Below are 12,702 nucleotides of genomic sequence, written 5' to 3'. Positions count from 1 at the left end.
ATTCTCACCAGGGACCGCATTCGATGGCAGGCATGAAAGACTTCGCTGAGCTCAAGGGCCTACGCGACCAGCTCAAGGAAAACGAGCGCGTGCGCGCCATCGAACAGGCCGAGCGTGAACAACGCGAACGCCTGGCGCGCGAACGGGCAGTCGAATTTCGCAGCTCGATGCAGGGCGTGCGCAAGCTGCCCGAATCCGACCGCTACGTGCACCGCCCGGTGTACGTCGCCCCGAACCGCCCCATCCAGCGCGGCCCGGTGCTCTCCGCTGAAGAAGAAACCGAAGCCGTTCTGCGCGAATCGCTGTCGGACCAGTTCGATGTCGAAGGCATGCTCGACGAGGACCCGGCCCTGAGCTACTCGCGCGACGGCGTCGGCCCGGATGTCGTGCGCAAGTTGCGCAAACGTCACTGGCCGATCCAGGACGAACTCGACCTGCACGGCCTGAACCGCGACGCTGCGCGCGACTCCCTCACCGACTTTTTGCACCGCGCCAACCGGCGCGGCGTGCGTTGCGTGCGCATCATTCACGGTATCGGCTACGGCTCACCGGGTGGCGAACCAGTGCTGCGCGGGATCGTGCACAGCTGGCTCGTGCAAAAAAACGAGGTGATTGCCTTTTGCGCAGCCGGCCGGTCCGACGGCGGGCATGGCGCGCTGATCGCTTTACTGCGCGCTGCACTACTGGAATAACACGCGTCTGTATGGGTAATGCAACATGGTTGTGTAACAATTGCAATGTTCGTGTTTGCAGTTTCCACGCCTTTTGCCGGTTGATTGTAGAATTCCTCTCGGCCGGTCTTTTGCCGGTCATTCGACTAGGGGTGGTGTGATTTGAAGGCAATGCAAGCGGTCATCATGGAGCATGGGCAGCAGGTCGATTTGTCGTCCTGCGCCGCAGAGCCGATCCATATCCCTGGCTCGATCCAGCCCCACGGCGCAATCCTGTTCTTTACCGAAGATGCACGTCTGGCAGGCTGGAGCGAAAACGCGCCCGGCATGCTGGGTGTCGTCCCGCAACTGGGCCTGGCCCTTGGGGACCTGGCGCTGCCGGTGGCCGCCTTCGACGCCATCTCCGACTGCATCGATGCGCTGCACGACGACGATGCCGGTCCGATCGTGGCCGGCCTGTCCATCGGCGCGGCCGAATACGATTGTGTCGTGCACGCCGCCCACGGGCGCGTTACGGCCGAATTCGAATTGCGTGAAGCTTCGACCGAAGAAGTGTCGCAGTTCGCCGTCAAGGCGCACAGCTCGATCGACCGCCTGCGCCGCCAGAAAACCATCGAAGGGCTGCTCAGCGTCGCCGTGACCCAGGTGCGCGAGTTCACCGGGTTCGACCGCGTGATGGCCTATCGTTTCCGCGCTGACGACAGCGGCGACGTGGTGGCCGAAAGCCGGCGCGACGACCTGGTGCCGTACATCGGCCAGCGCTATCCGGCCGGCGACATCCCGGCCCAGGCGCGCCGGCTGTACACGCTCAATACGCTGCGCATGATCGGTGACATGGACTACACCGCCGTGCCGCTGTGCGGCGCACCGGGCGCCCTGCCGCTGGACATGAGTTTCGCGGTACTGCGCAGCGTCTCGCCGGTCCACATCGAGTACCTGAAGAACATGCACGTGATGGCGTCGATGAGCGTGTCCATCGTCATCAACGGCCGCCTGTGGGGCCTGATCGCCTGCCACCACATGTCGAAGAAGCTGGTCCCGTACGCGGTGCGCCTGGCGGCCGATGTGCTGGCACAGGTGATGGCCTCGACCATCCTCAGCATTGAAGCGCGCGCCGACGCCACGCTGGCCGAGCAGTCGGCCCGCGTGCGCACGAGCATCGTCGAATCGCTGCTGCTCGACGACGACCCGATCGACGCGTTGGGCGAGCACAGCAAATCACTGATGGCGGCTGCCGGCGCCCAGGCGATGATCGTTGCCCAGCATGGCAAGGTGGTCGTGCATGGTGAACTGGCGCCCGAACTGGCCAAGGCCGTCATTGCGTCGCTGCCGGACAACCAGCATGACTTGCTGGTGCGCGAAGGCAAGCACGAATGGCCGGGGGCGCTTCAGGAACAATTGGGGAAGTGGGTCGGCATGCTGGCACTGCCCTTCGATCCGATGGGCCAGGGCTGGTGCGTGCTGCTGCGCGTCGAACAGATCGAAACCGTGGCCTGGGGCGGCCGCCCCGAAAAGATTGCCATCTTCGGCCCGCTGGGCGAACGCCTGACGCCGCGCGGCTCGTTCGACGCCTGGCATGAAACGGTGCGCGGCTGCGCGCACCCGTGGGAACCCACCGTATTGGGCAATGCCCGCCTGACGCTGGCCGAGCTGGTGCGCGCGATGAACTCGCACCGCTCCCAGACCGAAGCGACCCGCGCGCAGTTGCTGGCGATGCTTGGGCACGACCTGCGCGATCCGCTGCACTCGATCAATATGGCCGGCATGGTGCTCGAACGCACCGGCAACGGCGGCGGCAATGGCCAGCCGACGCTGGGCAAGCGCATCCAGTCGTCGACCAACCGCATGCAGCGCATGATCAGCCAGGTGCTGGACATGAGCCGCATCGACAGCGGCATGGGCCTGGGCGTCTCGCTGGTGCCGGTCGACCTGAAGGAATTGCTGATCGACCTGATGGACGAGGCGCGCATGGCGTACCCGTCGATCCCGCTCGACCTGATCTGCGACGACGACGCCACCGTCAAGGCCGATAGCGGCCGGCTGGGTCAGGTGTTATCCAACCTGATGAGCAATGCGCGCCATCATGGCGAGCCGGGCACGCCGGTGACCGTGTGCCTGCGCGCCAACGAGCGTGACGCATCGGTCGAAGTCGCCAACGCCGGCCAGGCGATCCCACCCGAAACCGTGGCCACGCTGTTCAATCCGTTCAAGCGCGCATCGATGAACAACCCGCGCAACCGCACCGGCATGGGCCTGGGCCTGTACATCGCGCAACAGATCGTGCGCGAGCATCAGGGCGAACTGGCCTACCGGTATGCGGACGGGCGGGTTATCTTTACGCTGCGACTGCCACTGCTGACGCAGTAAGCCCCGGGGCGATCGGCACATCGGTCACGTCGTGGGGTGGGTAGTTGAAGTAGCCGTTGCCCACCCAGTCATTGTCGGTCACGAAGAAGGCGCTGAATGGAATCTCCATGGTGCCGATTGCCGGTGGTTTGAGCGTCGTGAAGATCGTGCCCTTCAGCGCCAGCGCCTGCGTCGCCGGGCCGAACCCCATCGAGCGCACCTGGCCAGTGATGTTGGAAACGCTCAGTTCGCCATATGGTGGCGCCAGGGCCTGGGTGATCTCGCCCTTGCCCTGCACGGTGCCATCGGCCGGGTCGATCATCAGCGCCATTCTCAGGATCGGGGCGCCGGGCATGCCGCAGTTGCCGGCGGTCAGCGTGATCACTCGTACGGACTCGAACGTATTTGCCATCATCTACTCCTTCATCTGGGTTGGCTTGCAGGATGCCCCGGCGCTCGCACTGCCCGGGTCATGGCTACTCTAGGCAAACCCGGCTGCAGTAACCTTCCGGTTGCCTTCCTGCCCGCCAGACGAACGTTCGCCGCCGACGCAGGGTGCGCATAATTCTCTTATGCAAGCGTCGTGCCCGTGGTAATCTCACAACAACATTCCCTGACCTCTGCTGCATGACGCTCATCAAGTTCATCGAAATCATGGCGATCCTGGTCGGTGCGTTTTCCGGCTTCATCGAAGCGCGGCGCAAGCGCATGGACCTGGTGGGCGTCTTTACCGTCGCGTTCATCACGGCATTCGGCGGCGGCACGCTGCGCGACATCCTGCTCGACAAGCGTCCGCTGTTCTGGGTGACGCACCAGGAATATGCGATCGCGATCTTCGTGCTGGCACTGGTTGCCTCTCCCCTGATCCGCACGCTGCGCCAGATCGTCTCGGAACGCCTGATCGTGATTGCCGATGCGGTGGGCCTGGGCCTGTTCTCGATTGCGGGCGTGTCAGCCGCGCTGGCAGCGGACATGCCGATCTTCATCGCCTCGATGATGGGCGTCATTACGGGGATTTTCGGTGGCGTACTGCGCGATATCGTTTGCAACGAGGTGCCGATGGTGTTTCGGGATGGCAAACCGTATGCGATCTGCGCCTTCATCGGCAACTGGCTGTTCCTGCTCATGGGCAAGTACGGCGTGCCGGACGATTTTGCGCTGTGGTCGAGCTGCCTGTTCATCAGCGGCCTGCGGCTGCTGACGTGGAAGTTCGATATGCGAATGGGGCGGTAACGAAGCACCGCCCCAGGGGTTTAAGCAGGCAGGCTTAGACGGCGTCGGGGCCGGTCTCGCCGGTACGGATCCGGATGACTTGCTCGATGTTCTGTACAAAAATCTTGCCGTCGCCGATCTTGCCGGTGCGCGCCGCCTTGATGATGGCGTCGACGACGCTGTCGGCCATCGGATCGTCGACCACCACTTCGATCTTCACTTTTGGCAGGAAGTCCACGACGTATTCGGCGCCGCGGTACAGCTCGGTGTGGCCTTTCTGGCGGCCAAAGCCCTTTACTTCGGTAACGGTCAAGCCGGTGACATTGACTTCGGCCAGCGCTTCGCGCACTTCGTCGAGCTTGAACGGTTTGATCACGCAGGTAATCTGTTTCATGGTGGTAGTCCTTTCGATGAGTCGGGGATATTTGCCAGGTCGTCGAGCCAGACGGTGGCCTCGGAGTCGGACGGCGCGCGCCAGTCGCCGCGTGGCGAGAGGGAGCCGCCGTTGCCGACCTTCGGTCCGTTCGGTACGCACGAGCGCTTGAACTGGCTGGTCTTGAAGAAGCGGAACAAAAAGATCGACAGGTTGCGCTTGATGGCATCCAGGTCGTATTGGTTGCGCGTGCCGGTCTCGTCCGGCCAGCGCCCCGCGGCGCTGTCGTGCCAAGCCGAATACGCCATGAACGCGACCTTGCTCGGCTTGAAGCCGTAGCGCAGCGTGTAGAACAGGTTGAAGTCTTGCAGCTCATAGGGGCCGATGCGTTCCTGCGTGCTTTGCGCGGGCTTGGCATCGGCGCCGTGACTGACTGCACCGCCGGGCACCAGCTCGGGGCTGATCTCGGTATCGAGAATGTCGATCAGCACTTGCGACTGGCCTTCGGCAACCACGGTGCCCGTCTCGGCCACCCAGCGCACCAGGTACGAGATCAGCGTCTTGGGCACGCTGGCGTTGACGTTGTAATGCGACATATGGTCGCCCACGCCGTAGGTGCACCAGCCCAGCGCCAGCTCGGACAAATCGCCCGTGCCGATCACGATCCCGTTGTGGAAGTTCGCCAGCCGGAACAGGTGGTTGGTGCGCTCGCCCGCCTGCACGTTTTCGAACGTGATGTCGTAGTCCGGCGTGCCCTCGCTATACGGGTGGCCCAGATCCTTGAGCATCTGGATGCAGCTCGGACGGATATCAATCTCTTGCGCGCTGCAGCCCACGGCCGTCATCAGGTCGCGCGCCTGTTTGAGCGTGCGCTCGCTGGTGGCAAAGCCCGGCATCGTGTACGCCAGGATGTTCGTGCGCGGTAGCTTCAGGCGGTCCATCACCTTCGCGCAGACGAGCAGCGCATGGGTCGAGTCCAGGCCGCCCGAGACGCCAATGACAACCTTCTGGATGCCGCTCGAGGCCAGGCGCTGGATCAGCGCCTGCACCTGGATGTTGTAGACCTCGGTGCAGCGCTCGTCGCGCAGGGCGCGGTCGGCCGGCACGTACGGGAAGCGCTCGATGCCGCGCGCCAGCGGCAAGGTGTGCTCTACGGGCAGCGCAAGGTCGAAGCGCACGATGCGAAACGCCGCGACTTCGGCCGCATGGCGCTGCGCAGTCTGCGCAAACGTGGTGGCCTTCATGCGCTCGGTCGACAGGCGCTCGAGGTCGACGTCGGCAAAGATGATGTGCGATTCGTCGGAAAAGCGTTCGGATTCGGCCAGCAGCTCGCCCTTTTCATAGATCAGCGACTGGCCATCCCACGCCATGTCGGTGGTGGACTCGCCCCGCCCGGCCGACGTGTACAGGTAAGCGGCCATGCAGCGCGCCGATTGCTGGGCGACCAGCTGGTGGCGGTAGCCACTCTTGCCGACGACGACGTTCGATGCCGACAGGTTGACCAGCACCGTGGCGCCGGCCAGTGCCGCGAACGACGACGGCGGCACCGGCACCCAGACGTCTTCGCAGATTTCGAGGTGAAAGCGCAGCAGCGGCAGGTTGGCGACCTCGAACAGCAGGTTCACGCCGAACGGCACGGTCTCGCCAAACAGGTCGATCTGGTCAACCGGCGCGCAATCGGCGGGCGTGAACTGCCGGGATTCGTAAAACTCGCCATAATTAGGCAAATAACTTTTCGGCACCACGCCCAGCACACGCCCATTGGCAATGGCGACGGCGCAGTTGAACAGCATGTGGTTGACCCGCAGCGGCATGCCGATAACGATGGCCAGCGGCAGGCTGCGCGAGGCATCGAGGATGGTGTGCAAGCCGCCCAGGCAGGCGTCGAGTAGCACGCGCTGGTGGAACAGGTCGTCGCAGGTGTAGGCGGACAGGCCCAGCTCGGGAAACGCGACAAGCGCCGCGCCTTCGCTTGCCGCCTGCTGCGCCAGTTTGATCGTCTGTTCGACGTTGTAGGCCGGGTCGGCCACACGGATGCGCGGGATGGCGACCGCAACGCGTGCAAAATGGTGCGAATAGAGATTGAAGAATCGGCTGGTCATAAGGGTCCCTCGCAGTGCCGACGCGGCGAATCGCTGCCCGTCGCACTCACTTCTTGGAAATGGAAGCAATGTTGAAAGCAATGACAGATTATCGCACGCATATCGTCTCGAGCCTGTCCGAAGTCGGGCAGGCACCATGGGATGCGCTGGTCCAGGCCCAGGCCGCGCCGACGCCGTTTCTCTCGTACGCCTTCCTGCACGCGCTGCACGCGTCGGGCAGCGCGGCGCCCGAGAGCGGCTGGCAGCCGCAATTTTTGCTGCTGTACGACGCGGCCGATGTGCTGGCGGCCGCCCTGCCCCTGTACGTCAAGGGCCACTCGTATGGCGAGTACGTATTCGACTGGGCCTGGGCCGATGCCTACGCGCGCAATGGCCTCGACTATTACCCGAAGCTGCTGTCGGCGATTCCGTTCACGCCTGTGGCCGGCTCGCGCCTGCTGGCGGTCGACGCCGCCGCGCGCGCCGCGCTGATCGAGGTGCTCACGGCCACGCAGTCGGCCACCGAAGTCTCGTCGACCCATATCCTGTTCCCGCCCGAGGATGAAGCGCAGGCGCTCAAGGATGCCGGCTTCCTGCTGCGCAGCGGCGTGCAGTTTCACTGGCTGAACCGGGGTTATGCGAGCTTCGATGACTTTCTGGCCACGCTCGAGCCAAAGAAGCGCAAGAACATCCGCGCCGAGCGGCGCAAGGTGGTCGACGCCGGTGTCACGATGCGGCGCGTGCGCGGGGCGGATGCGACGCGCGAGGACTGGGTACTGTTCAACCGCTGCTACCGCAACACGTACAAAGACCACCATTCGACGCCGTACCTGAACCTGGACTTTTTCCTGCGCATCGGTGCGACGATGCCGGACAATATCCTGCTCGTGATCGCTGAACTGGAAGGCCGCGCGGTCGCCGCATCGCTGGTCATCCACGATGCCGACACGCTGTACGGCCGTTACTGGGGCGCGCTGGAACACGTGCCGTGCCTGCATTTCGAGGCTGCGTATTACCAGCCACTGGAATTCTGCATCGAACAGGGTATCGCCACATTCGAAGGCGGCGCGCAGGGCGAGCACAAGATGGCGCGCGGCTTCCTGCCGACCAAGACCTGGTCGGCGCACTGGCTGGCGCATCCGTCGTTTGCCAATGCGGTGGAAAATTTCCTGCAGCGGGAGGCCGGCGGCATTGACGACTATCTCGATGAGTTGAACGAGCGTAGCCCGTTCCGCAGTCAGCCATAAGACGACGCTCCTGGATGAAAAAAAAGGCCGGCCCGCAGTACGGGCCCAGCCTTTTCATCAGTCCGCCAGGGAGTGGCGGTGCTTACTGCTTAGTTCCAGCCGCCGGCGTTCAGGCGGTAGTCAACCTTCGATGGCTTGATGGCTTCAGCGCGCTTGCGCAGGGCATATTTGGCGCGGCTGCCGGCAGCGGCGACGAGTGCGTGGACAATCTTTTTCACGTAGAGCTCCTTCGATTGCATCGCCCAGATGGGCAACGCCTATGATTTCAGTTGGTGTACCACTGTTATATAGGCGACTCAGCGTGTTTTCCAATTCTGAGTTGCAATATCAGACATCAGCTTCGTGAATGTCAGTCGAGCTGCCTCTCTAGCCAGGCGCGTATCCCGTCGAGCGAGCGAAATTCCGTGACCGAACGGCAAGCGATATTCGGGTTGCGCGACTGCAACATTCGGGACAGCGCAGCACCAGGCCCCAGTTCCAGCGCCACGGTGACGCCGGCTTCGCCCAACGCATCCATGCAGTCGCGCCAGCGGATCGGCTCGGCGACCTGGCGCGGCAGTTCCGCCAGTGCCTTGGCCGTATCGAACACCGGTTCGGCCGTGATACCGGACAGCACGGGGAATGCAGGTACGCGCCATTGCGCATCGGCCAGCAAGGCCGCGAACGGTGCGACCGCGCCCGCCAGCAACGGCGTATGCGATGCGACCGCGACCGGCAACACGGTGGCGTGGCCACCGGCGGCGATCGCGGCGCTGGCCAACGCATCACGCTGCGCGGCCGGACCACCGGCCACCAGCGCATCGTCGCCGGTCACGATGGCCGGATAAAAGCCGGCCTCCGCCAGCAACGCGTCAACCGTCCCGGCCGGCATGCCGGACAGCGCCACCATGCCCTGCTCTGCGCCATCGATCACGCAAGCGTCCATCAGGCGCGCCCGCTCGATGGCCAGCTTGATCACGTCATCCGGTGCCAGCGCTCCGGCCACGCCATAGGCCGACAACTCGCCGATGCTGTAGCCGGCCACCAGCGCCGGCGTCGCGATCGTGGTTTGCAACGCGCGCCACATGGCCAGCGTGGCGGCGACGATGGCCGGTTGCGCGATCCGGTTGGTGAAGCGCTCTTCACCAAGGCCGGCCTGGAGCGTTGCGCCCAGCTCAGGATCGGCGCTCCATTCCTCAAGCAGCCGGCTGGCCGCAGGATCGCCGCGCGCCATGTCGAACATCGCCGGATGCTGCGCGCCCTGCCCCGGGCACAGGATGGCCAGACGCCCCGCCATCAGCGCGTCGTCACCGCGTGCACGAGGCACACAGCGCCCAGCAAATCGGCCGCGCCGCCCGGCGACAGGCGCGCCGCCACGAAGCTGCGGTGGCTGGCCAGCGCACGCGCTTCCCAGTCCGGCGCAGCCGTCCCACCGCGCGCGACGAAGGCGCGTGCCTGGCGTCGCACGGTCAACGCACCTTCGATGCCACCGCGGTGGTAGACATTGGTATCGCTGATATGTGCCATCAGCGCAAACAGTGCGTCGATGCGGGCTTCGCGCATGCCACGCCCCGCGGCCACTGCACGGCGTAGCGCCGGCAGGCCGACGTCGAACACCGACGGAAAGCCAAGCGCACCTTCTTCGCGTGCACCGCTGGCTGCGTAGCGCAGCACGGCACGGGCGCCGTGCGAAACAGGCGCGCCGTTGACAACGCTGTGCGCGCCCAGCGCCTGGCCCCAGCATGCGCGCAGCAATTCGCCGATGCGCGCCGGGGTCAAGGCGTCGCCGAGCGCCTGGCAGCGGCCGATGGCCGCGCACAGCATGCCCAGGCAAAAGATCGCACCGCGGTGGGTGTTGATGCCGCCGGTGGCGCGCAGCATCCGCGCTTCGGCGTCGATTCCCAGTTGCTTTAAGACGTGGAACGGCGCATCCTGCATGCCGGCACGGGTGATGTCGCCAAAGTAGCGCCGCAGCGCAAACAGGCTGCGCACGAAGGTGGCGGCCGTCATGTCGGTATGGCTGCCGTTGTCGATCTTTGAGACCAGGCCTGGCTTCGGATACAACACCAGCTCCGCATACAGGCTGCGCACGGCCACGCGCGCGATGCGCTGGCACAAGGCGCGCTCGCCGGTGTCGCCCTGTTTGCGCCGGCCAGGCGCGCCCACAGTCTGTACGGGGTTCAGGTTATCCATGTTCTTCCTCCAGCGTGGCCATCAAGGCTTCGGGCAGGACCAGCGCGATGCGGTCCAGCCCCTTCGTCAGCACGCGCGTGCCCGGCGCACCGGCAAACGCCGCGCGCAGTTCTTTCCACGCGACCGCGCGGCCATCGGGAAACACCACTTCGCCATCCAGCGGCAGGATGCCCGCATGCCACGACAGCAGATCGAGCCCGATCATCAGCTGGCGCCGCGTCTGCGGCTGCAGCAGCACGTCGATATCGGACAACGGCGTCAGATAATACTGGCCAGTGAGCGCGGCCAGCGCCACCGAGCCGTACACGGAGAGGCTCACGCCGGCATCGGCCGCCTGGCGTTCGAGCGCTTCCAGGCCTTCACGCCACTGCGCCGGCACGGCGTCAAGCGCGCCGACCAGCGGCAAGGCGCGCGTGCGCCGGCCGATATCGGACATCTCGACCGCGCAGCCAAATTTGAGTTTGCCGCCGTCTTCAGGTCGTGGCGGCAATGGGAAACCGATCGCCACCTCGCCCGGCAGCATGCCGGCTTCGGTGCGCCGCACAACCGCTGGCCAGCCGCCGTCACGCCAGCGATCCAGCGCAGACAGGGCGGCCTGCGGCGCGCCGTCGCGCACGCGCTGCCAGCCGCGGCTCGTCAGCCAGACCAGGTCATGCCGCGCGAACATCGCTGCCCACCCTGACCGCCTGCGCCACCGGGTGCGCCATCAGGCGGCCGCCCCGCGCCAGGCCCAGCGCCATGCGCCCGTCCTCGGCCTTGGCATCGGCCAGTGCGCGGATCAATTCACCTGCCAGATCGCCATTCCAGATGCCGTGCAGCCCACCCATGCGCAGGTAGTTTTCCGGCCCTGGTGCGAACACGGGATTGTCCTTGGCCAGTTCGGTCAGGCGTTCCTCGGGCACCTTCGTGATGCGCGCCATCGCCGGCAAGCCCATCACGCGGATGGTCGCCTCGGGCAGCGCGTAACAGGCGCTGGCAATCAGGCCACTGGTGATGAAGCCACCCGACAGCGCCTGGTCGTACACGAGGCCGATCACCGTGTGGCCTTCGCGCCGCGCCAGGTCGACGCATTTGCCAAGATGGGCCATGTAGCTGTTAATACCCAACATCTCGTCGCGGTGGCGCAGGCGCTGGCCTTGCGTGTCGACGAGGATCAGGATCGGGCGGCCCGGATGATCGCGCACCGTCCGGAGGATTGCCTGGGCCTGGGCCAGCGCGATCTCGATGCCGATCGGCGTGTGGTCGGTGGTGCCGATGACGGCCACCGGCTTGCCATCGACCTGCGCGCTGCCGCTTAAAAAGTTGTCGGCTTCGGTGATGGTATGCCCGCCGGGGAAAAGTTGTGCTGCTACCGTTTGCCAATCCATCATCGTTCTCCCAGCGTGGGCGTGGCGCGGTGCTGCGCCGCCAGTGTGAGGAAGGCGTCGGGTTCCAGCATCGGCACCCGCGCCGGGTCTGGCATGCCCAGGCCCTTCCAGATATCCATCGGTTCGGTGAGGCCCTGCGTGTCACGCAGGCGCCGTTCCAGCATCGCCTGCTCGGCCAGCAGGCCGTCGAGCGTCAACGGTGCGCCACCCACCGGAATATCCGCGATGGCTTCGAGCGCCGCAGCGCGCAGCGCCTCTGTGTCGTCTTCCACCAGCACCTGGCAGTCGCCCAGCAGATAGCGGTGCTTGCCACCCGTCGTGCGCCATACCAGCGCGCGGTCGCGCGAATCGAATTCTTCCACACCGTTGGCGGTCTCGATGACTTCGGGGCCCGACATCGCCAGGCGCCCTTCTTCGGACATGATGACCGTGTTGGCGCAGCGCGCCGCGATGCCCATGCCGCCAAAGCACCCGTTGGCGCCACCGACGACGGCGATCACGGGGATGCCGGCTGCGCGCACGTCGAGCATCGCGCGCATGACTTCCGACACGGCGATCAGGCCCGCATTGGCTTCATGCAGCCGCACGCCGCCCGATTCGAGCAGCAGCACGACGGCGTGCGCCCGTTCGTCGATCGCGCGCTGCAGCATGCCCACCAGCTTGGCGCCGTGGACTTCGCCCACCGCGCCGCCCATGAAGCCGCCCTCCTGCGCCGCGCCGAACACGACCTGGCCACCGAGCTTGCCGCGCCCGACGACAACACCATCGTCGAACGAGACCGCCGCATCGAGGCGCGCCAGGTGCGGACTGACGATGCGCATTGACGGCGGCAAGAATTCTTCAAACGTGCCGGCGTCGAACATGGCCGGAATGCGCTGGCGCGCCGTAAGTTCCTGGTAGCTGCTCATGGCGCGCCTCCGGGAAGAGCGGCGATCGACTCGACCGCCTGGTCCAGGCGCAGGCTCACGACGGCCGGCGTGGCGCCCATGTCGTTGACGCTCACGCGGGCATCGGCCAGGCTCCAGCGCGCATGAAAGTCGGCCATGACGGCCTGCCACGTGGCGCCGAAACCGACGGCCGCCGTGCGCACCTCGATCTCGCACGCGCCCTTCAGGTGCGCCGGTTCGATCAGGATTTCGAGATTGCCCGAGCCGACCACGCCCACTAGCTGCGGCATGCCGCTCAACGGGCGCTGCCCGCCTTCGAAACGATAGTTCAGCGTTTCCATGATGT

At 65.4% G+C, this 12,702-nt stretch carries 14 protein-coding genes; 4 read left to right on the top strand and 10 right to left on the bottom strand.

Translation table 11 applies throughout. The annotated features are described in order from the left end of the window. Positions 1-23: 23 nt before the first annotated feature. On the top strand, positions 24-692 hold the full coding sequence (locus NX775_RS19725; RefSeq protein WP_258837512.1) for a Smr/MutS family protein: 669 nt from the start codon (positions 24-26) through the stop codon (positions 690-692). A gap of 150 nt (positions 693-842) precedes the next feature. Further along, positions 843-3,038 (top strand): ATP-binding protein, encoded by a 2,196-nt coding sequence (locus NX775_RS19720; protein ID WP_258837511.1) that lies wholly within the window; start codon positions 843-845, stop codon positions 3,036-3,038. On the opposite strand, the gene NX775_RS19715 is transcribed toward NX775_RS19720, so the two are convergent. Continuing rightward, positions 3,007-3,432: a DUF1842 domain-containing protein gene (locus NX775_RS19715; protein WP_258837510.1), complete on the bottom strand. Its 426-nt coding sequence runs from the start codon at positions 3,430-3,432 to the stop codon at positions 3,007-3,009. The genes NX775_RS19720 and NX775_RS19715 overlap by 32 nt on opposite strands. 212 nt (positions 3,433-3,644) lie before the next feature. Between NX775_RS19715 and NX775_RS19710 the strand changes: the two genes are divergently transcribed. After that, complete coding sequence (locus NX775_RS19710; RefSeq protein WP_183550873.1) at positions 3,645-4,250, top strand: trimeric intracellular cation channel family protein; 606 nt, start codon at positions 3,645-3,647, stop codon at positions 4,248-4,250. 34 nt (positions 4,251-4,284) lie between these two features. Here the strand turns inward: NX775_RS19710 and NX775_RS19705 are convergent, their stop codons facing one another. Then, a complete protein-coding gene (locus tag NX775_RS19705; RefSeq protein ID WP_183550870.1) occupies positions 4,285-4,623 on the bottom strand; it encodes a P-II family nitrogen regulator in 339 nt (112 codons plus the stop codon). Further along, positions 4,620-6,704, bottom strand: coding sequence for an NAD(+) synthase (locus NX775_RS19700; protein WP_258837509.1), 2,085 nt, complete (start codon positions 6,702-6,704; stop codon positions 4,620-4,622). Before NX775_RS19700 ends, NX775_RS19705 begins: the two co-directional genes overlap by 4 nt. 80 nt (positions 6,705-6,784) lie before the next feature. Here NX775_RS19700 and NX775_RS19695 point away from each other — a divergent pair, with 80 nt between their 5' ends. Next, positions 6,785-7,930, top strand: coding sequence for a GNAT family N-acetyltransferase (locus NX775_RS19695; protein WP_258837508.1), 1,146 nt, complete (start codon positions 6,785-6,787; stop codon positions 7,928-7,930). Between the two features lie 89 nt (positions 7,931-8,019). On the opposite strand, the gene NX775_RS19690 is transcribed toward NX775_RS19695, so the two are convergent. The 7 genes from NX775_RS19690 to mdcC all read right to left on the bottom strand — a co-directional run bounded on the left by NX775_RS19690 (position 8,020) and on the right by mdcC (position 12,697). Next, complete coding sequence (locus tag NX775_RS19690) at positions 8,020-8,148, bottom strand: hypothetical protein (protein WP_258837507.1); 129 nt, start codon at positions 8,146-8,148, stop codon at positions 8,020-8,022. Positions 8,149-8,279: 131 nt separating this feature from the next. Beyond that, positions 8,280-9,236 carry an ACP S-malonyltransferase gene (locus NX775_RS19685; RefSeq protein WP_343829780.1) on the bottom strand — a complete coding sequence of 319 codons (957 nt, stop codon included), beginning with the start codon at positions 9,234-9,236 and terminating at the stop codon, positions 8,280-8,282. Beyond that, on the bottom strand, positions 9,206-10,102 hold the full coding sequence (mdcB, locus tag NX775_RS19680) for a triphosphoribosyl-dephospho-CoA synthase MdcB (protein ID WP_258837506.1): 897 nt from the start codon (positions 10,100-10,102) through the stop codon (positions 9,206-9,208). Before mdcB ends, NX775_RS19685 begins: the two co-directional genes overlap by 31 nt. Continuing rightward, positions 10,095-10,769 carry a malonate decarboxylase holo-[acyl-carrier-protein] synthase gene (mdcG, locus tag NX775_RS19675; RefSeq protein WP_258837505.1) on the bottom strand — a complete coding sequence of 225 codons (675 nt, stop codon included), beginning with the start codon at positions 10,767-10,769 and terminating at the stop codon, positions 10,095-10,097. The genes mdcB and mdcG overlap by 8 nt, the downstream gene beginning before the upstream one ends. Next, on the bottom strand, positions 10,753-11,469 hold the full coding sequence (mdcE, locus tag NX775_RS19670) for a biotin-independent malonate decarboxylase subunit gamma (protein ID WP_258837853.1): 717 nt from the start codon (positions 11,467-11,469) through the stop codon (positions 10,753-10,755). Before mdcE ends, mdcG begins: the two co-directional genes overlap by 17 nt. Then, entirely contained in the window at positions 11,469-12,377 is a 909-nt protein-coding gene (locus NX775_RS19665) for a biotin-independent malonate decarboxylase subunit beta (protein ID WP_258837504.1), read from the bottom strand. Before NX775_RS19665 ends, mdcE begins: the two co-directional genes overlap by 1 nt. Then, entirely contained in the window at positions 12,374-12,697 is a 324-nt protein-coding gene (gene mdcC, locus NX775_RS19660; RefSeq protein WP_258837503.1) for a malonate decarboxylase acyl carrier protein, read from the bottom strand. The genes NX775_RS19665 and mdcC overlap by 4 nt, the downstream gene beginning before the upstream one ends. Positions 12,698-12,702: the final 5 nt, after the last annotated feature.

This window comes from Massilia aurea (assembly GCF_024753205.1).
Taxonomy (GTDB): Bacteria; Pseudomonadota; Gammaproteobacteria; order Burkholderiales; family Burkholderiaceae_D; genus Telluria; species Telluria aurea.
The sequence above is the reverse complement of the archived record's forward strand: the minus strand, read 5'-3'. Positions and strand labels throughout refer to the sequence as shown.

Bases quoted from the DNA above. Each gene is read 5' to 3' on its own strand.
- mdcG (WP_258837505.1), bottom strand. From the start codon at position 10,769: ATGTTCGCGCGGCATGACCTGGTCTGGCTGACGAGCCGCGGCTGGCAG.
- mdcE (WP_258837853.1), bottom strand. From the start codon at position 11,469: ATGGATTGGCAAACGGTAGCAGCACAACTTTTCCCCGGCGGGCATACC.
- NX775_RS19710 (WP_183550873.1), top strand. From the start codon at position 3,645: ATGACGCTCATCAAGTTCATCGAAATCATGGCGATCCTGGTCGGTGCG.
- NX775_RS19705 (WP_183550870.1), bottom strand. From the start codon at position 4,623: ATGAAACAGATTACCTGCGTGATCAAACCGTTCAAGCTCGACGAAGTG.
- NX775_RS19715 (WP_258837510.1), bottom strand. From the start codon at position 3,432: ATGATGGCAAATACGTTCGAGTCCGTACGAGTGATCACGCTGACCGCC.
- NX775_RS19720 (WP_258837511.1), top strand. From the start codon at position 843: ATGCAAGCGGTCATCATGGAGCATGGGCAGCAGGTCGATTTGTCGTCC.
- NX775_RS19695 (WP_258837508.1), top strand. From the start codon at position 6,785: ATGACAGATTATCGCACGCATATCGTCTCGAGCCTGTCCGAAGTCGGG.
- NX775_RS19665 (WP_258837504.1), bottom strand. From the start codon at position 12,377: ATGAGCAGCTACCAGGAACTTACGGCGCGCCAGCGCATTCCGGCCATG.
- mdcB (WP_258837506.1), bottom strand. From the start codon at position 10,102: ATGGATAACCTGAACCCCGTACAGACTGTGGGCGCGCCTGGCCGGCGC.
- NX775_RS19725 (WP_258837512.1), top strand. From the start codon at position 24: ATGGCAGGCATGAAAGACTTCGCTGAGCTCAAGGGCCTACGCGACCAG.
- NX775_RS19700 (WP_258837509.1), bottom strand. From the start codon at position 6,704: ATGACCAGCCGATTCTTCAATCTCTATTCGCACCATTTTGCACGCGTT.
- mdcC (WP_258837503.1), bottom strand. From the start codon at position 12,697: ATGGAAACGCTGAACTATCGTTTCGAAGGCGGGCAGCGCCCGTTGAGC.